At 36.8% G+C, this 24828-nt stretch carries 23 protein-coding genes; 6 read left to right on the forward strand and 17 right to left on the reverse strand.

The genetic code is table 11. The features are described from left to right. Nucleotides 1-31: 31 nt before the first annotated feature. On the reverse strand, nucleotides 32-1249 hold the full coding sequence (locus P8610_RS06930) for an MFS transporter (protein ID WP_394603913.1): 1218 nt from the start codon (nucleotides 1247-1249) through the stop codon (nucleotides 32-34). 60 nt (nucleotides 1250-1309) lie between these two features. Further along, entirely contained in the window at nucleotides 1310-4651 is a 3342-nt protein-coding gene (locus P8610_RS06935) for a hypothetical protein (protein WP_394603717.1), read from the reverse strand. Nucleotides 4652-5120: 469 nt separating this feature from the next. Between P8610_RS06935 and P8610_RS06940 the strand changes: the two genes are divergently transcribed. Continuing rightward, nucleotides 5121-6140, forward strand: coding sequence for an acyltransferase (locus P8610_RS06940; protein ID WP_394603718.1), 1020 nt, complete (start codon nucleotides 5121-5123; stop codon nucleotides 6138-6140). An 87-nt stretch (nucleotides 6141-6227) separates the two neighbouring features. Next, nucleotides 6228-7628 (forward strand): hypothetical protein, encoded by a 1401-nt coding sequence (locus P8610_RS06945; RefSeq protein WP_394603719.1) that lies wholly within the window; start codon nucleotides 6228-6230, stop codon nucleotides 7626-7628. A 54-nt stretch (nucleotides 7629-7682) separates the two neighbouring features. Here the strand turns inward: P8610_RS06945 and P8610_RS06950 are convergent, their stop codons facing one another. The 9 genes from P8610_RS06950 to aac(6') all read right to left on the reverse strand — a co-directional run bounded on the left by P8610_RS06950 (nucleotide 7683) and on the right by aac(6') (nucleotide 17215). Then, nucleotides 7683-8858 (reverse strand): alanyl-tRNA editing protein, encoded by a 1176-nt coding sequence (locus P8610_RS06950; protein ID WP_394603720.1) that lies wholly within the window; start codon nucleotides 8856-8858, stop codon nucleotides 7683-7685. A 118-nt stretch (nucleotides 8859-8976) separates the two neighbouring features. Next, nucleotides 8977-9741: a MerR family transcriptional regulator gene (locus P8610_RS06955; protein ID WP_394603722.1), complete on the reverse strand. Its 765-nt coding sequence runs from the start codon at nucleotides 9739-9741 to the stop codon at nucleotides 8977-8979. Between the two features lie 146 nt (nucleotides 9742-9887). Then, nucleotides 9888-10838 (reverse strand): DUF6454 family protein, encoded by a 951-nt coding sequence (locus P8610_RS06960; RefSeq protein ID WP_394603723.1) that lies wholly within the window; start codon nucleotides 10836-10838, stop codon nucleotides 9888-9890. 28 nt (nucleotides 10839-10866) lie between these two features. Further along, nucleotides 10867-12465 (reverse strand): phosphodiester glycosidase family protein, encoded by a 1599-nt coding sequence (locus tag P8610_RS06965; protein WP_394603724.1) that lies wholly within the window; start codon nucleotides 12463-12465, stop codon nucleotides 10867-10869. Nucleotides 12466-12612: 147 nt separating this feature from the next. Further along, a complete protein-coding gene (locus P8610_RS06970; protein WP_394603725.1) occupies nucleotides 12613-13188 on the reverse strand; it encodes a hypothetical protein in 576 nt (191 codons plus the stop codon). Between the two features lie 7 nt (nucleotides 13189-13195). After that, complete coding sequence (locus tag P8610_RS06975; RefSeq protein ID WP_394603726.1) at nucleotides 13196-13636, reverse strand: GtrA family protein; 441 nt, start codon at nucleotides 13634-13636, stop codon at nucleotides 13196-13198. Next, nucleotides 13590-14627, reverse strand: coding sequence for a glycosyltransferase family 2 protein (locus P8610_RS06980; RefSeq protein ID WP_394603727.1), 1038 nt, complete (start codon nucleotides 14625-14627; stop codon nucleotides 13590-13592). Before P8610_RS06980 ends, P8610_RS06975 begins: the two co-directional genes overlap by 47 nt. Before the next feature lie 18 nt (nucleotides 14628-14645). Continuing rightward, entirely contained in the window at nucleotides 14646-16325 is a 1680-nt protein-coding gene (locus P8610_RS06985; protein ID WP_394603728.1) for a DUF6044 family protein, read from the reverse strand. A gap of 446 nt (nucleotides 16326-16771) precedes the next feature. Next, nucleotides 16772-17215 carry an aminoglycoside 6'-N-acetyltransferase gene (aac(6'), locus tag P8610_RS06990; RefSeq protein WP_394603729.1) on the reverse strand — a complete coding sequence of 148 codons (444 nt, stop codon included), beginning with the start codon at nucleotides 17213-17215 and terminating at the stop codon, nucleotides 16772-16774. Between the two features lie 338 nt (nucleotides 17216-17553). Here aac(6') and P8610_RS06995 point away from each other — a divergent pair, with 338 nt between their 5' ends. Further along, nucleotides 17554-18192, forward strand: a complete 639-nt coding sequence (locus tag P8610_RS06995; protein WP_394603730.1) for a YczE/YyaS/YitT family protein — start codon at nucleotides 17554-17556, stop codon at nucleotides 18190-18192. Nucleotides 18193-18223: 31 nt separating this feature from the next. Beyond that, nucleotides 18224-19303 carry an AbrB family transcriptional regulator gene (locus P8610_RS07000; RefSeq protein ID WP_394603731.1) on the forward strand — a complete coding sequence of 360 codons (1080 nt, stop codon included), beginning with the start codon at nucleotides 18224-18226 and terminating at the stop codon, nucleotides 19301-19303. A gap of 182 nt (nucleotides 19304-19485) precedes the next feature. Here the strand turns inward: P8610_RS07000 and P8610_RS07005 are convergent, their stop codons facing one another. Genes P8610_RS07005 through P8610_RS07015 form a run of 3 tightly spaced genes read right to left on the reverse strand, consistent with a single transcriptional unit; the run spans nucleotide 19486 to nucleotide 21439 of the window. Next, entirely contained in the window at nucleotides 19486-19950 is a 465-nt protein-coding gene (locus P8610_RS07005; RefSeq protein ID WP_394603732.1) for an aminoacyl-tRNA deacylase, read from the reverse strand. Nucleotides 19951-19965: 15 nt separating this feature from the next. Then, complete coding sequence (locus tag P8610_RS07010; RefSeq protein ID WP_394603733.1) at nucleotides 19966-20508, reverse strand: DUF6944 family repetitive protein; 543 nt, start codon at nucleotides 20506-20508, stop codon at nucleotides 19966-19968. A 55-nt stretch (nucleotides 20509-20563) separates the two neighbouring features. Further along, nucleotides 20564-21439: a chemotaxis protein gene (locus P8610_RS07015; RefSeq protein ID WP_394603734.1), complete on the reverse strand. Its 876-nt coding sequence runs from the start codon at nucleotides 21437-21439 to the stop codon at nucleotides 20564-20566. A gap of 91 nt (nucleotides 21440-21530) precedes the next feature. On the opposite strand from P8610_RS07015, the gene P8610_RS07020 reads away from it, so the two are divergent. Next, complete coding sequence (locus tag P8610_RS07020; protein WP_394603735.1) at nucleotides 21531-22166, forward strand: DUF2238 domain-containing protein; 636 nt, start codon at nucleotides 21531-21533, stop codon at nucleotides 22164-22166. A gap of 98 nt (nucleotides 22167-22264) precedes the next feature. Then, nucleotides 22265-22570, forward strand: coding sequence for a hypothetical protein (locus tag P8610_RS07025; RefSeq protein WP_394603736.1), 306 nt, complete (start codon nucleotides 22265-22267; stop codon nucleotides 22568-22570). 26 nt (nucleotides 22571-22596) lie between these two features. On the opposite strand, the gene P8610_RS07030 is transcribed toward P8610_RS07025, so the two are convergent. The 3 genes from P8610_RS07030 to P8610_RS07040 form a co-directional block, all read right to left on the reverse strand. Further along, a complete protein-coding gene (locus P8610_RS07030; RefSeq protein ID WP_394603737.1) occupies nucleotides 22597-23382 on the reverse strand; it encodes an energy-coupling factor transporter transmembrane component T family protein in 786 nt (261 codons plus the stop codon). After that, entirely contained in the window at nucleotides 23366-24256 is an 891-nt protein-coding gene (locus P8610_RS07035; protein WP_394603738.1) for an ABC transporter ATP-binding protein, read from the reverse strand. The genes P8610_RS07030 and P8610_RS07035 overlap by 17 nt, the downstream gene beginning before the upstream one ends. Before the next feature lie 89 nt (nucleotides 24257-24345). Beyond that, complete coding sequence (locus tag P8610_RS07040; protein ID WP_394603739.1) at nucleotides 24346-24816, reverse strand: ABC transporter ATP-binding protein; 471 nt, start codon at nucleotides 24814-24816, stop codon at nucleotides 24346-24348. Nucleotides 24817-24828: the final 12 nt, after the last annotated feature.

A 24828-nucleotide genomic window follows, 5' to 3' on the forward strand; every position in this document is an offset into this window, starting at 1 on the left:
CAGCCATATGCCTTTAAGAGTCATCTTAATTTTATGCTTTTTCTATTTTAGCCACAGGGACAGCCTTCTGTTTTATCAGTGGAAGCATTGTTAAAATACCGAGTGCAAACAACAGTGCCGCTGCCTCAAACATTACAACAAGTGAAAGCGTATCTTTTAACCAACCGCTAATGGACATCGTTAAAACCATAGCCCCCATGAATAATGGATTCAATATTCCATTTACGCGTCCAATAAAAGCTGATTCGGTATTTTGCAAAATAAGTGTATTAATTCCGATATGCACACATGGCATGAATAACCCGCTTAAGAATTCTGCAGAAAGAGTTAACCAGAATTGTTCAGAAACACCCATGATCATAAATCCGACTGCACTTGCCCCCATACCTAGAGACAGGAGCAACTGAGGCTTCACTTTACCTGCAATCCCAATCGTTAAGCCTCCGCCTAAAATCATTCCAGTACCGAAAGCCGCCATGAGCCATTGCAGCTGTTCTTTTGGAAGTCCAAGCTGTTCCGTTACTAAGAAAACAGTAAGAGGCTGTGTTAATCCTAAAGCTAATCCTGCTACGGCAAAACAGGCACCAAGCAGCGTCAAAGATCGTCTGGTGAGAACATAACTGAAACCTTCTTTCATTTCTAACCAGATCGAAGGCTTTTCCTCCTTCTTCTCCACTTCTTCATCCGGTGGCAGCAACAAAAGAATAACCGCTGACAGTACAAAAGCCACTCCCATGATGCCAATCGCTGCATTGATTCCGAATTGCTGGTACACGTACGTACCCAGAATTGGACCGAGAATCATAAATACGGCGAAGAGTGTTTGATACATTGACATACCGAGCTGTACCATTTCTTCAGGAACATGTATTTTAAATAACTTCATTCCTGAAGGTTGAGAGAATTGCGAAAGGATCGATGAAACAAGCGTTGCAAAAAAGATCACTTTCCAGCTTCCAAATAAAAGCGTTAATAATACGACAAAGATTGACGCGGCGCTTAATAAATCACACCAAATCATTGTCTTCTTCGGTTTCCATCTGTCAGCAAACGTTCCACCGATAAAAGAAAACAAAAAAATCGGAGCAAATTCTGCGACTGATATTAATGATACAGCGATTGGATTTTCGTTCGTTTTTTCAATAACGTACAAAAGAATGGAATAATTACGCACCCAAATGCCAATCTGTAAAAAGAAGACCGAAAAAAGGATCGTCCTTATTACTCTGTTCTTCAAAAGCATACCCATGGAAATCTTGGGTTTGTTTTGTTGTAGTTCCACTGATAGATCCTCCTTATTGACGAGCCCTTACTTCCACTCACCAAACCAATTTTTCCATTTACTTAAAATTATATCCTTTATTGGTGGAGAGTCTATCCCTTTTTGCTTCTTATATTCATTGAAACTGGCAAACCCGATTAGTAATATCCCTGTTAATAATAGGTAGACCCACCACGGCATATTTCCCCAATATGGACGAGTTTGGATCAAAACATTTAAAAGTAGAATGATTAATCCTGTAAAGAAGTAACTCTTCTGTTTGGAGATGAATCCGTAAATAATACTAATAAACGATAAGGTGCCAAGTATGATGGCGTCCATAATTTGATAGCTTTGCATCGCATCAATCATTAAGATAATGCCGATGATTCCGAGCAAGAAATATTGAATCAAATTAGCTGTTCTCTCTGGCACTTTCCATGTTTTCCTTGTAATCACATAACTTATGAAAATCCAGGGCAACACGTTAAGTTCTGTCTTAATTATTGCTGGTATTTCAAATTGATCAATGAACGAATAATAAGCAAATAGTACAAACAAACTTGAAAGGGTTTGAAGTATTCTTTTTCCGATTTGCATTTCCATGAATCGTCTTGCATGCACATAGAAAAGTACAGCTAGCAAAATTAGGCCGAGTGTTGTAATCAGGTTTTCAGAACGTGTAAGTCCGGTTAAGACATAAATAACGCCAAATACTGCGAAAAAGTCAAATTGAACAAATGGAGTTTCACAAAAAATCTTCTTAAAATAATACATTCCTGCAAGGGTAACGAATATCCCTGCCGTATACCAGATGAGTGATTGAAGGTCTTGAGGTCTTCCGATTAACATTAACCATTCATCTAAATCAATCATCAAGTATGCCAGAATAATAACAGAAGCGTATTTCCAGTAACCTTTTAATGACATATAAAAAAGTACAAAACCTACTAATGTTGCAGCATGTAAAAGGAGTTTTAACTCATTTAGAACACTGCTAGTCATATACTCTCCAAGGAAAATCAGTGAAAAAGGAACAACATAAAACTGCAAATGCCTCTTCCATTCTGTGTTCAATAAGAAGTAAAGACCTACTAGAAGAATGCTGTAGATCACCGGACCTTCGTTTGATAGCCATTCTCTAATAGCATAATGAAAAGCAATAGCTGCCAGTGTTAAGCCAGCGTAAAAATTAAATCTAATTTCATATTCCTTTTTAGCACGGAACACATAAATACCGTACAGAAATGCAATAAGGACATATGGAATGGCTGCTGTTGTCATCAATAAGCAGTAAATAAACGTTAATAAAATAACTAGATGAGATACAGCTTTTATAGGGTATTCACTCTTGTTATCAATTCGCTGAAATACTTCCTGACTTATATATAGAATGTAGGCAATCACGATATAAACGTAAATCGTTGTTTCTTTTGCTAATTCAAGCCCAAGAAGATCTGCCGTATAGTTTAATGCAAAGAACAATCCAATTTGAATGCCTGTATATCCCAAAATAAATGTGAAATGCTGTGTGACAAACCATAACACGATCATAACAAGTATAGAAGATAACAATTTAACCCACGTATAATCTCCTTGAAGAGATGCTGCTAAAAAATTCAAAATTGAAGTAATGGCAACGGTTGTAATAAATGCAGCAGCAAGTTCCTTCTGCTTCTTCTGCCAAATATAGATTCCTAATAATACCATGCTTCCTGTCGTTAATGAGAGTGACAATGTAGGTTCTGGTAAAAACTTCATCCCAAAAAAGAAGGTCGAAAAAAATACAAAAGCAGGAACCAGCCAGGCTGAGATTCGTTTTTCATACACAGTACCGATTAAGAAATGACGTACAGAAATCACGGTTAAAATAATCGAAACAACACTTGCTTGCCCATATTGTTCAGTTAGTGAGGTTAATAGAAAACTTAACAGTACTCCTCCCCCGCCAACCATAAGACTAGATCTGTTTAAAGTCTTAACCAATTGACCAATCGTATAGGATAGAGCTGAAGATACTCCAATAGCCATACCCCAATAATCATCATTTCCATTACCCATCAGATGATACACTTCCATAAAGGTACAAAAAAGGTAAAAAGGAGCTAAGTATTTAAAGAATGAAAATGTAGAGTTGTAGCTTAAGTAGGTAAAGTTTCCAGCGAGAACGAGATAACCCAATAGAAGCCATACACTACCTTCTCCAACAGATAATAAGACTCCCTCAACCGTGATATATAAGAATGCAAGAATGGATATAGCGCCGTTGGCAAGTTGATAATACATCCGTAACTTTTGGTCTGAAAATCTACCAACAAGCAACAAAACGAGCGGGACCAAAACGACTAGTAACAAACGATATTCAATTAAAATAGAATTCTGTATGAGTTGATATAAACCATATGTGATAAAACCAATAAATAATAGCTCGTATTCTTTTCTTTGGTTAACCATTCGCATCGCTAAATACAAAACAGCAGTTAAAATGATGTTGAAGCTTTGATGAAGTTGACTTTCAAAGATTGTAAGAATGAGAACGGTTGATAGAATAAGATTCGCTTGTATGAACACAGGTAATGTTTTTAAAAATATAGTTTGGTTTTTCTCTTTCTTAATGTGATATAGAGCAATGAACCCTACATTCCCTAAAGCATAGATAAAGTAAAAAGCTTCTTTTGTCAGACCGAACGACAATATTAGATACCCATACCCGATTGCACTTGCAATAAAAGTAAACCAGCTGAATAGTTTTGACTGAAAGTAGATGGCGAACCAAAAATAAATAGGGATACAGACTGCCGTTGTTAGAATCCCTAAAACATATCTTCCACCACCGTAAAAACTCAGCCATTCACCAAATAATTCAAAATAACCTGCTGAAAGAACCGTAATGGGAATGAATAGTGCAAACAAAACAAAGAAAGTAAAAGCCGTTTTTCGTATTTGAAGTACTTTCTCAGAAAGCGCTCCTAAGCCTCCAAATAAAATAGCAATTCCGCCTACAAGTATCGTTTTAGTTAATGAACTAAAAACATCCCAATTGCTTGTCGCAAGTGTTAGCCCTCCAAGTAGAAGAAGAATCACGCCAGCAGCCATGAGTGTTGTGATATTTCTTTCTCTTCTTTGTTCAGGAGTGATTTCGACTCTCGGTTTCGCTGGTGCTATACGTTTTTCAGGTATAGGTTCGTGCTCAAGTCTTGTTTCTGGAATAGGTTCTAGTCCTGGATTTAATGCTTCTGTCAGTATCATTGTTTCTTCTTTTGTTTCATTTTTTTGTAGGTCATCTCTATATCTGTAATAGCCATCAAGGACATTTAAATAATCTTTCTTTTTTATATAACCTCCGTCTTTTAACTCATTAAGATCTTTCATGAATTTGGATTGGTTCAATGTATAACCCCCTAGAATTCTCCCTTTATGGAATGTATGTAATAGGCTGTTTTATAACGGATTGTTGGTTTTTAATGATTTTGTTTATTCGCTTCTTTGACAAGTTAATTGGAGTGCAAGGTGCAAGACTCCTGCGGGACAGGCGGCCAGGTGAGACACTTATACATGAAACGTACGAATGTGGCTCACCGCCTGCCCCGCGGAAAGCGAAGCACCTGGAACGGAGATTAACCACTTTCAAAAGCAACAATGAATACGAAAACAGCCATGTAAAAAAAGAAAAGAGATAACATTCATGTTACCTCTGTTCATCAACGCACTTTATAACAGTAATAATTTTACAATAATTCCAGTTTAGTGTCACTCCATACAGTTGTAAAATTACAAGGAAATTAGGCATTGATTTTTGGAATGATAAAGATATGTTCATACTGTTAGTAGTATATAATTTTTTAAAGGTGGCACAGAAATGGATCGCATTTATTCCATTGATTACATAAAATTTTTCGCGATTTTTGCTGTAGTTGTCATACACGTTTTTCCTCTAGATGGGTTTACTGGTTATTTTATTATCGATAATGCCGCTAGGTTTGCCGTACCCTTCTTCTTTGCGGCATCTGGTTACTTTTTTGCACAAAAGATAAAACATGAAGAGGCTTCTTTTCATTATTTTAAAAGCTATATTATAAAGCTGGTTAAGCTTTATTTAGTGTGGCTGATATTTTACACGAGTTATGATGTTCTCCTTGTTCTTTTAGAGGGAGGAGCTGTTCAGGAAAAACTGAGGTCATACTTTGAACAATTTACGCTGTTAAATCTTATTTATTACGGAAAAGGAACGAGCGGATATCAGCTTTGGTTTTTAACAGCGTTAATTTGGTCAACAATCGTCATTTATATATTTTTTAAGTTTAAACAAATAACTGTGCTATTTTTGATTAGCTTTGGATTAAACTTGCTAGGGCTTTTAGGACAGGCATACACGATGTTTAATAAATTTCCGATCAACAGTACACGTGATGCCATGTTTTTTGGTTTGTTTTATACAACACTTGGCATTATGTTTTCATTAAATAGTAAATTTAGCGGCTTGAAGAAAATAAGTGGACGGACATTTCTGGGTCTAGCTCTTATCGGTGTAGTTATTCAAGCAATGGAGGGTTATCTATTAGATAAAGTCTTGTCAGGTAGCCATGGTGAATACTTTTTCTCAACGATCCTTTTAACTGCCTTCTTATTTTTATTTGCCCTTCATTATAAATCGTTAGGAAAAGGTTTATATATAACAAAAATAGGGGCCAATGCTTTAGGCATATATATCATCCATGTGTTTTTCTTAGATTTGTTTAATAAATTCATTAAATTTTTGGATTTGGAACGGTTATCTGAGAACTTCATATGGAATTTGTGCTATACCCTCTTTATCTTTACAATTTCGTATTTCACTTATGATATTCTTCAAAAAATAAAACGCAGCATAAAGCAGTAAAAGTTCCTCTCACCCCTTTTCTTCCCCATCATATTCTGTATTACATTACAAAAGGGCTAATCACCCATTCACAGGGGAGGAATATAGATGGGCGTTGAACTAACAGCGCTGCATTGGATTTATGTTGTGTTTATCGGTTTAATTATTGGGTTCATGGTAAAGAGGCGTGATACTACTTTAATTTGTATAGTCGGTATTTTCTTAATTGCCATTACAGCAACAGGTTCATTAAGCGGGTCGATCAGCAGTATATTTAATAGTTTTATATATGCGATAAAAGAGCTTCTTCCTACGATCCTTGTTATCTCTATCATCGTTGCCATGAGCAGAACATTAACCACGACAGGAATTAATGACGTAATGATCTCGCCATTTTCAAAACTTATTCGTACTCCGGCGCTTGCTTATTGGACGATAGGGATTCTTATGATGATAATTTCCTGGTTTTTCTGGCCGTCGCCGGCAGTCGCTCTTATGGGTGCAGTTCTTCTTCCAGTAGCCATTCGAGTTGGTCTGCCAGCTCTAGGAGTAGCAATGGCCATGAACTTGTTTGGTCACGGTATAGCTCTTTCTGGGGATTTCATCATTCAAGCCGCTCCAAAATTAACGGCTGACGCTGCCGGGCTTCAGGTAAGCGAAGTCATCGATGCAAGTATTCCGCTCGTATTTGTGATGGGGTTAGTTACTACAATAGCGGCGTTTTACTTTTTAAAAAGAGATTTAAAGTCAGGAAAGTTGAATAGCAGAACAGGGGTAACGGCTGAACCTGTAAAGGAAACAACTGATCAAGAATTAAGTCTGTTGTCACAAGGACAGAAGCGGTTCTTTGCTCTGTTTATTCCTTTAATGTTTGCACTTGATGTCGCAGCCATGTCCATTCTCAATTTACAAGGCGGAGATGCAACAGCTTTGATTGGTGGGACATCAGTCTTTATTCTACTTTTAATTACGATGGTGAGTCATAAGAATAAGGGGCTAGAAAAAACAACTTCTTATTTAATTGATGGTTTTCAGTTTGGGTTTAAAGTGTTTGGTCCTGTAATTCCAATTGCCGCTTTCTTTTACCTTGGTGACTCAGGTTTTGCTAAAATTATTGGAGAGTTTCTTCCAAAAACATCTCACGGAATTGTGAACGATCTTGGCGTAGCACTTGCATCTGTTGTTCCATTAAGCAAGGAGATTGGTGCCATAACTTTAACAGCTGTAGGAGCCATTACGGGTCTAGATGGTTCAGGTTTTTCGGGGATTTCGTTAGCAGGCTCGGTTGCGAACATATTTGGAACAGCAATTGGTGCAGGTGCCGCTACTCTGACAGCGTTGGGTCAAATCGCAGCCATTTGGGTTGGTGGAGGAACGTTGGTGCCTTGGGCATTGATTCCCGCGGCGGCAATTTGTGGAGTCGATCCATTTGAACTGGCTAGAAGAAACTTAAAACCGGTGACCATTGGCTTAGTTGTAACAACGATTGTTGCGATTTTCTTGATATAAAATAAGAGGAGTGTGGCCAAGTGCCTCACTCCTTTTGTCGCAATATCTTTTGTTTTAATCCTTCGATAGTTTCTCCCGAGCAAACTCCATAAAACGGTGCATGTCTTCTATTGAAGAAAAACCAGCTTGAGCGGATTTATCGCTTCCGCCGCCTTTCCCGTTAAATGGGCTAAGGTTTTCTTTTAAAAACGTGCCGCACGAAATTTCATTTGTTCCGTTATGCATTAAGATAATACGATTATCTGGTATTGCAGCAAATAAAAGGAGTAAATCATTTTCATTTGCTATTTTTATTGCAAGTTCTTTTGTATCATCAAACGATTTTCCTTCAAATACATACGTAAGGAAATCGTTTTTTGCATGTGTAAGAAGTTCTTTTGCTAAATAATTGTTGTTTTCTTCTTTTAGACGCTTCATTTCTGCTTCCATATCTAGCTGATCAGCTTCCCACTTCTCAATCCGATTTAAGACTTCATTTCGGCCGGTATTAAACTTCGCAGATATCAATCCAAGTATCTTCAAGCTCTCATTATAATCAGAAAGTGCACGTTGTCCGCACTTGAAATACAACCTTAACGCACTTTTTTGTTTCTCGGCTTTAAATAGTTTAATGATCCCAATTTCAGCAGTTGAACGGACATGTGTGCCTCCGCAAGCATTATACTCAATTCCCTCAATTTCAACGATCCGTATGTTCTCTATAACTTTAGGCATTTTCAATAATGGTAATTTTTGAAGCTCTTCATCGGTAACAGTGTAAGTATGTACATTTCTATTTTTATAAATTTCTTCATTAACTGCTTTTTCGAGCATATCCATTTGTTTTTGATTCAGCGTATCCATCTCAATATCAATTGTTGCATATTCTGTTCCTAGATGAAAACTGATTGTTCGTGCATCATATAATGAATAACAAACAGCTGATAACAGATGCTGCCCAGTATGATGCTGCATGTGGTCAAACCTTCTATGCCAATCTAAGTTACAATTAACAGAAGAAGTTTCAGGCAGTCTTTCTAAATGGTGAATCACTTCATCCTTTTCAGTAAAAACATCTAATACATTTATGCCATTGATGGTCCCAGTATCATTCGGCTGGCCGCCACCTGTCGGATAAAATGCGGTATCCTCTAAAACAGCAAAAAATTGCCCGTCCTTTTCATATGTTTGTTTGATGGTTGTTTCCCATTCGGCTGTATATGGTGAAGAATAATATAATTTTTCGGTCATAACCTGTCATCCCTCCATACTCTCTGTTCTTAGTTTAAACTAACATGAATGATGAATAAAACAAAAAGAAGATAACCTTTGATGGTTATCTCCTCTTTGTATAAGGTCGTGCTAATGATTAATTTTTCATACCAGTATATATGTGGATAGCATCTCTTAGAAATTCAGCAGTTCCTGGCTTTTCTTTATCATAATACGCCGTGAACCGTTCGTCATCCACATACATCTGTGCAAGGCCTGCGTGGGCTTCTTTGCTATATTCGTTCCAGTATAACATGAGCCATTGTTTATGAAGATCAGCTGCTTTTTGAGCTAAATCTCCTGCAGGATCACTTGTTTTAAAGGCTTCAGCAAGTGTCGTGTGAATTTCCTCTGCAAGCTTTGTTGCTTTATCGTGCTCACTCTGAGTCATGTTTAATACTTTTTCGTTTGATTGATCGACCGCATTATTTCCGTGTTTTTCACGAATCTCTTTACCATATTTTTGTTCGTTTTCTTCAACCATTTGCTTTTTAAATCCTTCAAACTTCTCTTTATCAGTCATCGTAATTCTCCCTTCGTTAGCTGCAATAGTCTGATCCACATTTGAGATTAGACGGTCTAACTGTTGTCGTTTGCTCAGGAGTTTTTCACGGTGTTCATGTAGTGCATCAGCTGCATTGAATGATGGTGATGTTATGATTTTCTTTATTTGATCTAATGGAAGCCCGAGTTCTTTGTAAAATAAAATTTGCTGAAGTCTATTCACTTCAACCTCACCATATATACGATATCCTGATGAGTTGGTTCTTGCCGGCTTAAGAATTTCAATCTCATCATAATACCGTAAAGTTCTGGTGCTGACTCCAGCTAATAATCCAAGTTTCTGAATGGTGTATTCCATGTGATCACCTCCTGACAACTCTCACTTTACACCTTTACGCAACGTGAAGGTCAATAGGTATCCGTTATTATTTTTTATTTTTTGTTATTTTAGAGCATAAAAAAACACCTTGAGCTCTCAAAGTGTTTTCATACAATCGATTTCATTTATTTTGTATTCAATTTTGTTGTTTCATAAACAAGCATAGAGGATTTGTCATCATCGGGTACTGCAAATAATTTTATTGCTTCACCCGTATTTTCAAGATATACGGGGTTACGTGTAACAGTATGTCCCTGAGATGAAACCAGAGAGATTGGCAGTTCATGTTCAATTTCCATTGTTTTCATATCTAATAAAGCCAGTCCGCCTAGTTCATATTTACCTGTACTACTTCCTTGCTGAGGCAATTCTGTAATGCCGCTGCAAATCATATTGTCTTTACCTGCACTTTCACAGTCCTGGTAATCAATAAAGTGACTGGGATTACTATCTTTGCTTAATACCTTTCCTTTTGAATCAAACTCATAAAATGTTCTTGAACCCCAGCTTACAGCTTTTAGGTTTCCTTTTTCACCGTCACGCAATATTCCGCCGATATGGTCATTCGTTCTGAACATTTCTTGGGGCTGCATCGTTTTCGGGTCAACTTTGTAAATAATGGATTCACTGTTTGGTCGGTACTCAGCCACCGATACCCAAATTGATTCACCATCAAATGCAATACCTCCAGGGTGGTACATATCCCCTTCACCGAGTCTAATATCTTTTAAGAGCTCACCTTGTTGATTGAAAACGAACAGATGGCCTATTCCTTTTCCTGTTGTGCGGTCGTAACCATCACGAGGCTCTTCATATTTTACAGGCTTTTCAAGGATCTCAACCGAGGACATGTAATATAAGTCCCCAATTTTTGTCATTCCTTGTGGATGATAGGTATTAAACTTCAAATCAACTTTTTCTTTCTGCTCCCAAGCTGTATCACGGGACAATTGCTTGAAACTTTCTGCAAATTGGTTTTCGTTTTTCTTTTGTTGAAGACCATCTGGATTTGCAAACGCAGTTGTAACAGAAACAATTGAAACAGCAATAGCTACTGTGAAAAACATTTTTTTCATCATTTATCCTCCTCAGGTTCTTCTGGTTTTAACGATTTTTAGGTAATAGTAAAATCGCATCACCAACAGGACGTTCACCAGTGGCATCTGAAGGTGAGCTTACCATTTTCTGATTTATTGTCATGGTTGTTGAGCCCCCTCCGTCAAGGTTCACGGCGTTAACCGCACCTAAAGACTTCAAAAGCTGTGCACTTTCTTTAAAGTTTGCTCCAACACTTTTTCCTGGTTTTCTACCATCGATTGTCACTAAAAGTATAGAACCGTCAGCTTTTATACCTGCAACGGTGCGAGGATGACGTTTTTGGCCGAACTGATAAAAGAATTCTGGGTTATCAGGCTGGTGAAATCCTTCTGCAGTCGAAGGAATGGTTATCTTTCCATCCTTTAAAAGTCTAGGTCCTCCATTAATGATGTTAGTTCCTTTTCCTATTGGAAGTGTGGAATCATCTGCAATAACCTTTTTCTTTAAGTTCACTATTTCTTGAGTTTGTAAATTTTTAAGTATCCAATTGGCTGATTCTCCGGTTCCAGCTAGTACAGTGCTTCCAAGTGGAATTGAGCCTCCACGTGACTCTCTAATTTCAGTGACTATTCCCTTGCTGTTCATTACGGCTTCAGCACCTTCACCTATAGGCGTATCTGAACCGAATTGTGATGTATAATGAATCAATTCACTTGAATCGGTACAAGTAAAGTCATGTTTTGGCTGATCAGATTCTTTATCACCGATTCCACCGCATCCTCTAATGAGTCCTGGTGCTCGGTTTAGCCCATCTATTTCTCGGTTGCTATCATCTGATGATTGTATAGTGAGCTTTGTTGAAACAGTGGATATGCTTCCATGATTTTTCTCGTTTAGTATTAGGCTTGTCCTGCCGTTTACCGCTTCGCTTGTAAGCTCGCCATCTATCATTGAAACGCCTGCAAGATCCCCTTCTGTTCCATCTTTCGAGCCCATTACAAAGTAACCGCCATTGATTCCGCCTAGTGCATTTAACCTTTTTGACATACTTGTCAATGTTTCTTTTCCAGGAATTTGTTCAGTAGCTATTGCTGGCGTTACACTTCCTTTAAAGGTTTTCGGATCAATCTCAATAACATTTACAGTCCACGGCCCTGTAGTGGGTTCTCCATCTTCCGCAGTAAAAATAACCTTTGAATCTTTGTAACCCTTTGATACTAGGTCTTCTTGAATAGCTTTAGCTTGCAACTCTTCTTGATAGGAACCGATTCTTACTATATAACCGAGTGGTTTTTGTTCTGGGTCATCTTGTGCTCTTTCGTTGATGGTTTTTATAAATGAAGTGTAACCATCAGACGTAAGCTTTTCTTTAAGCTTAATAGCATCTTCTCTTTCGTTAAGAAAATCTACGTCCACCATGTACGCATCGTTCTGATTTGCTTTTCCATATACAATTCGAGAATATGTTGCACCTTCTTGTATTTGCCGAGTCTTTTTATTTGTAATCTCCTTAAATGGTGATTTTGTCTCTGCTTCAACAGTATTTATTTTTGATATATGACCATCCGTAAAAGCTGGTATAGAAAGCATCATTAATGCGGTTAATGTGATATGAGAAGTTCTCTTAATAAACTTATTCTGTGATGAAAATATTACGTTCTTCATTTATGCCTCCTTAAATATTTGATTTCTTCACTTTACTAAAAAGTTATTAAGATATAGTAAAAGGAGCGTTGTTTATTTGTAAAGATGGTTACCAACGAAAAAAAACCACATGCGTTTTTAGCATGTGGTTTACATTATTTTTTAGTGTTAACTCATATTAAAACGTTTTTTCGTCTTAACTGCTGCAATAGCTGCTATAACGATTGCTCCTGCTGTATCGGCAAGTAAATCCACCATCGTATCAAAGTTTCCTCCGCCTTGTAAGGTCATATTAAAAAATTGATCCATACTGAATTCATAAATTTCCCACACAACCCCGCCAAAAACGGAAAAGGCAAGTACGAATAAGAATACGAGCCAATAAGAAATATCATTCCTAGTATGTTGATGTGTCATTCGTTCATAAAGAGCGATGGCCACAAAGGCCAATAAAGCGCCACTTAATAGGTGTAAGAAGGTATCCCACCAACCTAAATGGTAAAATCCTAAAATGGACCCTAAATATTGTGAAGCAAATAAAAAGGCAAAATAGGATATCATGATCGGCATATTGAACTTTATTTTCGTGAAAAGGATTAAACATAGCGGAATAAGTCCGCATAATATTGCCCCAAATGCAACTTGATAACTATGTGTTTCACCTTTCGAAAAATAATAAAAACAAAGGCAAGCCATAAATATGACGTACGCAGCACTTAGTATTAGAAGAAATTTACGTTTCACGATATGGTCACCTCGTTTTATTAAATACAAAGTATTTTTGTCCGAAATAGTTCATTAGGGTATAGAAACAAGCTCCGAAAAATACAGAAGCTTCTTTATTCGTAACGAGTATGAGGCTTGTATGGTTAAGTATTCCGGACCATATTAAATGACTTAAACCATAAGCACCAAAATATGAAATTACAATAATGGCCACAAAGCGTAGGCCACTTGCTTCCAATGATTTGCTGCTTTTAAATGTGAAATTACGGTTTAATATATAACTAATTACAGCACCACATGTGTTGCCGATAAATGTAGACATCCAGAAGTTTAATCCAATTCCGTTCATCAAGAGAAAAATGATGGAAAGACCTATGCCTGTATTTACAATGCCAACCAATAAAAAACGGATAAAGGAGTTAGTTGGTTTCAGGAAGTTTTCGAAGGTTGATATTATAAGATTCATCTTTCACTCTCTGTGTATTTTTTAATGGAAGAGGCTGTGTAAAGGTTTTTGAATCAATTTCAACGGTATACTTCGGCCGGCGCTTTGACTCTTTATAAATCTTTCCTATATATTCACCGATCAGTCCAATTCCTATTAATTGGAGTCCTCCAATCAGCCAAATGGATGTAATAAGGGACGTCCACCCTGTTTCGGTATCCCCAATAAATTTTAAGGAGAAAAAATATACACCGAATAGAAGGCTGACGAAGAAAGAAACAAGACCTGTAATGAGAACAAACCTTATTGGGGTTACAGAAAAAGAGGTAATACCATCGAATGCAAAGTAGAGCATCTTTTTCAGCGGGTATTTTGTCTCTCCTGCTAAACGTTCTTTTCGATCATAATAAACAGAAGTTGATTTATATCCGATTAAAGGCACAATACCTCGTAAAAACATATTGACTTCCTCGAATTTTTCTAATTCTTGCAATGCTCGTTTACTCATTAATCGAAAGTCTGCATGATTGTAAACAAGGCTTACACCCATTTTATTCATTAATTTATAAAAGAACTCTGCGCTGTTACGCTTAAAAAATGTGTCACAATCTCTTTTTTTCCTCACACCATATACGATGTCATGCCCTTTTTTAAACATATCAACAAAAGTCGGGATTACTTGAATATCATCTTGAAGGTCAGCATCAATGGATAAAACACAATCTGATGTATCCTTTGCAGTAAAAAGACCAGCTAGTAAAGCATTCTGATGTCCAACATTTCGAGAAAGCTTTAATCCTCTGATATGATTGTCTGTTAAACTTCCTTTATGGATGATCGACCATGTTAGGTCCTTGCTGCCATCATCAACAAATAACAAGTTACTTTCACTTGAGATCTGTTCCTCGGCTATCATTGTAATCAAAAGTTTATGCAAGCAATCAATTGTTGCCGGCAATACTTCCTCCTCGTTGTAACAAGGAACAACAATCGTTAAAACCGGTTGTTTCATATGTGCCCTCCTGGCTGTTTACCTCGCTTTATATAAATGAATTTTCCACGCTGCTGTATCCGATTCAAAAATCTTTTCTAGCTTCAATCCAAGATCCTCCGCATGATCGATTGGCAGAGCTGAAAATATGTATTCTCCGCCTAACTTTTTAAAAGGCTCAATATTAAGCTGGAGGTTGTTCAGCCTCTCTGTTGAGTTCTTTTTAAACATATAATGCTTACCGAGCTGATCGGTAAATATGTAGCAGCGTCCTCCCCATTCATCATAATACCTACGAAGTCTTTTGTTTTTTTGGAGCTCTTTCTCCATTATTTCCCGAAACCTATATTTGTATGTTAATGGGTAGAAATTGTTATACGTATCAAGAGTATAAAAACCGTTATATTGTGCAATTGCAGGATGAATGCCAATACTAGCAACACGGTAACTCGCCAATGGTTTTGCTATGTACTCTTCAATCTCCTGAAACAAGTCTTCTGCATAAAATTCTTTTACGCTCGGCTTTTTTCTATAAATGATTTCATCGTTAAACAAAAAGAGAATGATAATTTGACCAATGATAAAGTAAGGAATGGCGGCTTTTAGTACCTTGCCATGATTCATAATTATCTTCAGACCGAGAGCAAATCCCATGTATATAACGAGTGGACGTAAAAAGTGAAACCTTGCAAAATTAAACGTGTCCATAAAGTGAAAACGTTCTGTCAATGGCAGCCACCCTTTATAAAACCAAAAAGCGTACCAAGCAGATAATGAGAAATTAAAAACAAATAAAAAAACAAAAACTTTCTCTTGTTTCCATAGTTTTTTAAACAAGACTAAAAATAATGCAAGAATGGTTGCGAGAAGTATAAATAAACCATGAACGGTCATTACATGAGTATGTCCGAGCACAAAATTCTTAAAAGTGAGTCTCGTTACCCACCAAAAGGGTAATCGTGCATGAAAATATTCGTCTCTTGTATTTGGTTCATCATCAAAAATAAACGAATAGACAAGTCTATACTCAATGAGGAGAAAAACGAAAGTCATAAAGACAATGGATAAGAAAAATCGCCAATTCCACCCTTTTCCTCGGATAACATCCATAAGCCAAAAGATTCCTAAGGCAAATAAGAAGAAGAAAAAACCGAGCACAAAGCTTGAGTAAAACGGAAGCAATGTGAGAACCAAATAGTTTCTCCACGCTTTTTCTCCATTACGGATATTTAGAAAAGCCCACAATGCTAAGGGCATACCAAGTGTACTAAGCATTCCAGAAGGCCAGAATGGAGTAAGTGCGAATGCAAGTGCTGTGCCAATCGTGATTAGAGTGTACTTTTGCTCAGGCAAATAATGTTGTTTTAATAATAAATACATGCCGATAAATGCGAAAATTCTAGTGATCGCTTGGCTGATAAAATAAGCGGTCATAGTGGGAAAAATGGCATGCAGCCAAACGATACCGCTAAATTCTGTTCCTAATGCGTTTCTTGGGAGACCGTTAATAATTTGAGGAATTGTTGAATTAACATTTCCAAACAGCATACCGCTCTCATTAAGTACCTTGTACCAAGCAAGGTTGGAATCAAGATTATCGTGGACACGAATGTGTGCATTTTCACCTAAAATGAGTAAGGGAGATAAATATAAAAGGATAACAAAAAATGAAAAATATAAACATTTACGTTCAAAAGGATTAACATTTTTAAGAAACACTCATAACACCCCATCATTAAAATAGAGTCGATTAACAGGTTTCACATAATAAAAACTTTGTATACTCTAATTTTATCCATAAAAAAAGACACTATGATGTGCCTTTAAATGATTATTAATTTAGAAAGTGGTTGATTTCCGTTTCAGGTGCTCGCTTTCCGCGGGGCAGGCGGTGAGCCACATTCGTAACGTTTCACTCTTAAGTGTCACACCTGTCTAGTTGAAGTGGCTAGCCCCTCGAGGTCAAAAGTTAAATGGTCCACAAGGCAAAGTGCGCCTTGCTAGCCCATTCACCTTTTGCTTGTCGGGGCTAAACAAGCCACTTCCACTTTTAGGACTGCCCGCCTGTCCCGCAGGAGTCTCGCATCTTACACTCCAATCAACAATCGTAGAAGACAAAATGTAAAAGCAACAATCTGTTAGAAAAGAGCGTTTTAAAAAAAGTCTTAATTTATATCTTTAATAAATGCGATCAAACGATTTGTTTCTATAAAACCAACACTCGTATGAAAGTGATAGCTTGTATCATTGGTTAACTCAATATCTGAACCAATTTGTTTGCATCCTTTAGTTTTTAACCAACGCTCCCCTTCAGCTATTAGTTTATTGGAAATCCCTTTCCTTCTATATTCAGGTTTTACATAGATTCCTTCTACAAAACCTGTAGGACTAGATCGAGATCCTTCAACATAGTCAATTCTGAGCGAAACATGAATAAATGCGATCGGTTCATCATCATTTAGACATAACAGCACTTTATCTTTATGGGAGGAAAGAAGTTGTGCGAATTCCTCCTTTAACTCATCCGAATTATTGTCAGGCCACAAATCCATACCCATTTTTGTTATTTGATCAAGATATTTCTCTTCTGCTTCAACAAAAGATCTCATATTTAAACTCCCTTGCTTTTTATTCTAGACATTAACTTTTCGCCAAAAATAAACAGTTCCTTCTTTTTCAAAGGCTGTGTTCGTAAACTTTGTTGTTATTGGAAGTGGTTGATCTCCGTTCCAGGTGCTCGCTTTCCGCGGGGCAGTCGGTGAGCCACATTTGTATATTTCGCTTTTTAATGTCTCTCATGTTGCTAATCCCAAAGAATCTACCAACCTTAGACTCCAATAAGCAACAATCTTTTTGGAAAAGAGCTTGCATCTTGGTTTATTTTTGTTACGGATTGCTTTATAGTCTTATATATTCATAGACTTATTCTGGAAAAGAGGCAAAGTAAATGAGGATCGGACTTAAACTTCTCTTCTTTTTTGTAGGATTATTAATCTTTAGCTATGGTATAGCAATGGCCATCAATGTAAAGTATTTAGGAGTTAGTCCATGGGATGTACTTAATATTTCTTTATTTGAGATATTCGGCTTTACTATTGGAACGTGGAACATCATTGTAGGTCTCATACTGATATCAGCTACACTTTTAATTAACAGGAAGTACATAAACATTGGCACTTTCTTAAATGCTGTCTTGGTAGGAGTCTTTGTGGACTTATTCTTGTATTTTCAGCTACTTCCTTCTGCGAGCAATTTATATTTTGATATTTCACTGTTGTTTTCAGGTATTATTTTGATGGGTATTGGTGGAGGAATGTATTCTGCCGCTGAAATTGGAGCTGGTCCAAGAGATGGATTTATGCTTTCTATTTCAGAAAAAACGGGACTATCTATTAGCCGAGTTAGAATAATGGTTGAGTGCCTCATACTTGTAATTGGCTTTGCTATTGGAGGCCATGTCTTTGTTTTCACATTCATCTACACGTTCATACAAAGTCCGATCTACCAAAGGTCCTTTTTATTATGTAAGAAGTGGATAAATAAGTTATTGTTTTCAATAGAGGAAAAAAAGAAGATAGCTAGTTAAACGATTAGGAATACAAAAAGAAGGTTTTATTATGAGATGTAAAAGTTATGAAAAGAGAAAGCTTTTTCAACTAATACTCACACTAATTTCGGCAAGTATTGGCGGTTTGATCTTCACCATCATGAATTGGCCAATTCCTTGGCTGTTAGGCTCCATGACTGCTGTTTTACTAGTAAACCAATTGAGTTGGACAAAACTGTATTGGCCGATCGTGTTGAGAAATACAGGTTTAATCATAGTTGGTTATTCAATAGGATTAACCTTTACAAAACACACCTTACAACTAATGATTTCACAGCTTCCATCCATGGCGTTCATGACGATCCTTCTATTAATAATTTGTGCTGGTATGGCATTTATCATATCCCGATTAACCAGCATCAATTTCCCAACTGCACTAACAAGCTCTATTCCGGGTGGCTTATCACAAATCATCACGTTTGCAGAAGAAACAAAAGGTATAGATATAACAACAGTTACGTTTTTTCAAGTAACACGTCTCATTGTTATAATCTTTGCTGTACCGTTTCTCATATTTAGCCCATTATTTTCGAAAGAAGGGGTTCAATCTGTACCAGATGTTTTTATGGAAGGTACACAAAGTTCTTTTTTTCCTCAAATCATCATATATGCCCTTTTCTCCATTTTAATGGCCTTTATTGGAAAGAAAATAAAATTACCAACTGCCCACCTTTTAGGTCCGATCTTGGGAATCGCAATATTAAATGTTTCCGGAATTACAGGTCCTTCACTGCCAGGATCTATGCTTGATGTTTCTCAATTATTAATAGGAGGATATATTGGGTTGTTGTTAAAACCGGAAAAGGTAAAAAGTAATGCAAGGATGATTCCAGTAGCCCTGATTAGTGGAATGTTGTTAGTGAGTATTGCACTGGCTCTTAGTTTTCTGCTTATTAACCTCTACCATTTTTCTTCCATAACTAGTTTCCTTAGTCTCGCCCCTGGAGGAGCCGATCAAATGGGGATTATAGGACACGAATTAGGAGCAGATGTTTCAATGATCACAGGTTATCAACTCTTTAGGATATTATTTATCTTTTTTGCTGTACCACCGTTATTAAAATGGGTGATGCGGTTGCATATGAAGTAAGGAGGAACGCTAAATAAGAAGAGGCGATAAAAGCTCATAAAAGTCGAACAGCCTTTAAATGAATTTGAAGGACTATAAATTTTTTTGAAGGACTATAAAAATATTTGTAGGACCATATTTCTTTTTGAAGGTCTATAAATGTCTGATTAGGGCCTAGAAATAATTTAATCCTTAAACAACACTCATTTTCTAATTCGAACTACTTGTCCGCCGTTAACTTGTATCATCGTTTTAACATTAATTTTCACTAAAGAATAAGGTGAGCCTCCTCCTGTATAAATGTGATTAAGCTCTGTTACCTTTGGGTCAATTAAAAACGTTGCTTTAAACCCAAAAGATGGAATTCCACCAGGAGGAAATCCTGTAAGGGATATTATTTCGTCTTCTGTTGCTAGTCGAGGTCGTTCTATGTTCAGCGCTTTTGCAACGCGTGATGTACTTGCTCGATCTTCTCCATTTACGATGGCGACGATCAAATGGTTATCAGCATCCATCATACAAATATTCTTCACAAATTCATGACCAAAAGCACCTATCGCATTAGCGGCATCTTGTACGGTATGGCACGATTCTGAAAGAACAATATGTGACGCTTCTAAGTTATGTATTTTTATGAATTCTTTTATGACTGTATGAACATTTTCCATGACAAATACTCCTTTTCATTGTTGCGGTAATGCCGAAATTACTGCACCCACTGCCTGAATCCAACTGCCAGCTACTGTTAACGATTGACTATAGGCATCATCGCCATTTGGGTTATCCAGTTCATACTTCCCTCCAAGCGCCTGCAATGAGTTTCCTGCAACTTGCAGCAGATTAGAGATAACAGATAAAGCTTCTCCTGTTGAAGATTCTTCATCAAGCTCATCCCCTAGCTCTATTCCAGCTCCAAATGCTTGAAGTAAGTTACCTTTAATATTCAGTATTTGAGATGTTTTGTCTTCTAATGGTAAAAGCATACCAGCAATAACGGTTGTATTGCCGATCGCTTGAACTTCATTCCCGATTCTGCTTAAAGAGCAGGGCTGCAGTCCGTCTGCAACTAGACCACTCCCCACAGCTTGCAATGTGTTCCCTATTAAATCGAGATCATCTTGAAAAGAATCACTCAAAAAAGATATCGGTGTGTTTGCTATCGCTGAAATAACGGTTCCGATCGCTTGTATGACAGTACCCACTTGCTGCTTTAGCTGATTATCCATAGAAAACCGTCCATATATTAAGATTCTTTAATGTATTCTTGGACGGGAGTGATGGTTATTTACTTTTTGTTGCCAAATTTAATTGTTTCCAGGTTTCTGCTAACGTATCACCTATCTCATTGATCACTTCATTCGTTTTGAAATAATGTTTATGGGAAATTGGTGTGAAGCTGCTGATGAAATCTCCGCTATTCACTTCAATATCTTCTGCAACTGCCCTTTTGTATGATTCATTTAACGATTTTAATGGATAACCAAATACATCATCTTTGTCATACATGTTAATCCACTTACCTTCAAGAGCGGGGTAATAGTTTTTTAAATGAGGTGATGGAACTTGAATCGGAACGTCAAAATCAGCATATCGAAGACTCCATAAAGCAAGCGGGCTGCCTAGTGAATAGAATCCGGTTAGCGTATCCCCTTTCTCTAATGGTGTTTCATTTATAGTTTGTTTTATATCTTCATGAATCCGATCAGAGATAAATTGCAAATCATAAAAGTAATTGCTAGTAATAACTGTCCCTAAGCTATGAGCAACAACAAACAACGGAGCATCCTCACCAGCTTTTTCACTTAAAATTTTTAATCCTCTTGCATATACCTCGTGGACTTTTATGTAATTGGGATTGTGATGGTCCGTTGGCTGATAAGCAATTGCGTCACCAAAAAAGTGAATGACAAATTGCCTTAATTTCTTGAAATCCAATTCTGTTTCTTGATTAAGTTTTTGCCACAAAACATTTTCTTTTTCATTGAACACACTTCCCCAATAAATGGGCTGAATAATCAGTTCTTTTTCAGGTGTAGGAAAATAAGGCTTGATGTTTTGGGAGAATCTTTTTGTTAAAACTTCAGAAAATAAATCTGAAAAATCCTCCGTTTGGTCACCGATCCCATGCAGAATCGCTACAGCTATTTTTCTTGTCATTGTTCTTTCACGTCCTTTATATATTAGTGGATTCTTATAATGAAAGAATACGTGTATGGATAATCATCAATACTAATACCCAGAATGCGAGGTGTTGTTATTGAAGATAAATCGGTTTCATGTTTTCCTTCTTATACTTGTTAGTGGATTTTTTATATGGTCCATCATTAAACCATCACATTATCCCATTTGGATTCTAGAAGTTGGCCCATCAGTGATAATATTAATTATTGTAATTTCTCAATATAATAAAATAAGGCTTACGTCTCTCTCGTATTGTATTATTGCGTTATTGGCCATCCTCACTTTTATTGGTGGACATTATACTTATGACGATGTTCCCCTATTTGATTTTCTGCAAAACCAATATGATCTAAAGAGAAATGATTACGATCGGTTTGGACATTTTTTGAAAGGATTAGTTGTCATTGTTTTTCGTGAAATTTTAATTTTAAAAACACCTTTAACATCTGGAAAATGGGTTCAGTTTCTCGCTTTTTGTATGACTTTAACGGTGTCTGCTTGCTATGAAATCATAGAGTGGCTTGCAGGAAAAATAGCTAAACGTGAAACAAAAGACTTTGTTGGTGCACAAGGTGACATGTGGGATGCACAATGGGATATGTCACTTACACTGATCGGTTCAATCATTGTTCTATTGTTATTAACTCGCTGGCATAACCGTTTAATACATGATCATGATTTTAAAGAAAAACAAAGGTCTTGAATAATATTAGATAATTTCAATGTAAACCCTTTTTATGTGATTTCCCTCTTCTATAAATTTTAGACTTTTAACTAACAATAGACAGAGGTGATCTTATGATGAGAATGGTTTCCATACTATGCACTTTTGTTTCTGGATTTTTACTTTTTTTCGCTTGGTCTGGTTATGTTGAAAAAGAATTTGAGGTTATCAAATATCGTGGCCACGTGATTGAAAAAAAGAGAATTGAGCTGACTAAAGATATAGGTACTTCACTTGTTACACAGCCGAGCTATAAAATTGTATTTACTGACGGGAAAGAGTTAACGGTGCCTTATTACATATACAAAAATATTAAAGAAGATCGTTATGCTGTTGTAATAAAGCAAAAAGACAACATGACCTTGTTAAAACAAAGAAGCTGAAATGTAAATTCAGCTTCTTTGTCTGTTTAAAATCTAACATCTGTAGAAAATAATGGGAAGTACATGGAGAAAATGTACGCAAGCGTAAACATGATTAGAAAATAACTCACAAAAAGAGAATCGAACTTTGAGAACCCAACTTCATAGTAAAAGGTTCGCTTTTTACTTGAATCAAACCTTTTTGCTTCCATAGCAACTGCAATTCGATGTGCTCGCCGAATACTTTGTGATAACAAAGGGATTACAAGATGCTGCAATCTTTTCAACGGATTCTTATACCCTATAACCCCTCTTACTTTTTGGGCGTTACGTATGGTTTGGAATTCTTCTATCAAAATTGGAATTAACCGAATAGCAGCCATAAAGCTATATGCGTACTTTGGTGAAAGTTTAAGCTGCTGCATTAATGAATAAAACAGTTTAACAGGCTGTGTTGTTAAGACAAACGTTAAACTCAGCATGGCAAATGATAAAGCTCTAAATCCTAAATGAATACCCCGAAGTAAACTCTCTTCTGTTATATGGACGTACGCCCATTTAAATAACGTGGTTTCTCCTTTCCCAAACAGGATCATAGACGAAGATGTTGATAAAAATATAAGTAAAAATGGAATCAAAAGTAGAAGGATATGCTTATATGAGTATCCTGTACCGAATAGAAACAGTAGAGATATAACTACTGAAAATCCGATCATAAAATTTAGTTGATGAATAGTGATTGCAAAAACAAATAAAATCATCATCGTTAGAAGTTTTAATGAAGGATTAATTTTATGCAGCCAAGTCCCTTTGCCTCTAAAGACTGTATTCATATAAGTGCTCCTCTTTAGACCTCAACGACCCATTTATTTTGCAATCAGTGACTACCTTTCCATTCTTCACTTCCCATAGCCTTGTTCCAAAATGTTGAACGATTTTGGAGTCGTGTGTCACCATTATAATAATGGTTCCTTTTTGCCTTTCGTTTTCCAACCACTCTAGAATCTTAAACGTGTTTATAGAATCTTGACCAAATGTTGGTTCATCAAGCAATAGGACCTTTGGATGTTGTATGAATGCTGAAGCGACACTTAACCTTCTCTTTTGACCAATAGAAAGGTGATACGGGTGATGCTTCTCTTTTGTTGCTAGCCCGAAAGTAGTTAGTATTTCTTCTGCTCTAGCTGTAATTTCATGATCTATAGCTAATCCATATGTCATTTCATCGTATACAGAATTTGTTAAAAATTGAAATTCAGGGTTTTGAAAAACGAGATAAGCTAAGCCATACAAATCATTAATTTTCGTTATGGTAAAATCGTTCATCTGATAGGTGCCAGATGTTTTTATCAACTGCATTAGCGATAACAATAGCGTACTCTTACCTGCACCGTTCTCTCCTCTTACCATTATCCACTCTCCAGAATGAACGGTTGTGCTTTCTAACGATATTTTTAATTGCTTGTTACGATACCCCTTAAAGCTTTCTAGATACAATTTGTTATGTTGCATACACTGGATCGTCGAACAGCTTTCCTTTTTGTATTCGTTCCATGCACCTGGATACCAAATGCCATACTGTTTAAGTTTCTCTTTGTAATGTGAAAAAATGGTGGAAGAATCCCCATCAGCAAGAATTCTTCCTTCAGGAGTAAAAACGATTATACGGTCAACAAAATCAACGATCAGTTCAATTTTGTGCTCCACTATAATTATCGTTTTATCCTCGCCAATCTTTTTTACCGTTTCCCAAATTTGCTCAGTACCACTTTCGTCAATTAGTGAAGTAGGTTCGTCTAAAAAATGACATCGGGATCGAGTGCTAACACCGATGCGATAGCTAAACGCTGTTTCATTCCGCCCGAAAGGTTCTGAATCGGTGTATGGATATCATTCAAATGTAAACCTGCTTCATGCAATAACTCCTCTATCCTGCTTGGCATATCTTCTCTTGGGACTTGTAAGTTCTCCAACACGAATGCTATTTCTTCATCGACATACGGCATACAAAACTGTGTTTCAGGATCTTGAAACACAAACCCCCATTTATCAGGATTCTGTATACCTTCGCTTTTAATAGGAACTTCTACAGAATGAGGAATAAGTCCAGAAAGAACTTGCAGGAGAGTAGATTTTCCAGATCCAGAAGGTCCGAGCAAAAGCACTTTCTCTCCTTTTTGGAAAGATAAATTTATATCTTTAAAGAGCAAGTCATCTTCCCCTGGAAACTTTAATCTTAAATGTTTTACAGATGTTGCGGTATCCATTTCAGCCACCTC

The organism is Fictibacillus sp. UD, from assembly GCF_043558025.1.
In the GTDB taxonomy this organism is placed as follows: Bacteria; Bacillota; Bacilli; order Bacillales; family Fictibacillaceae; genus Fictibacillus.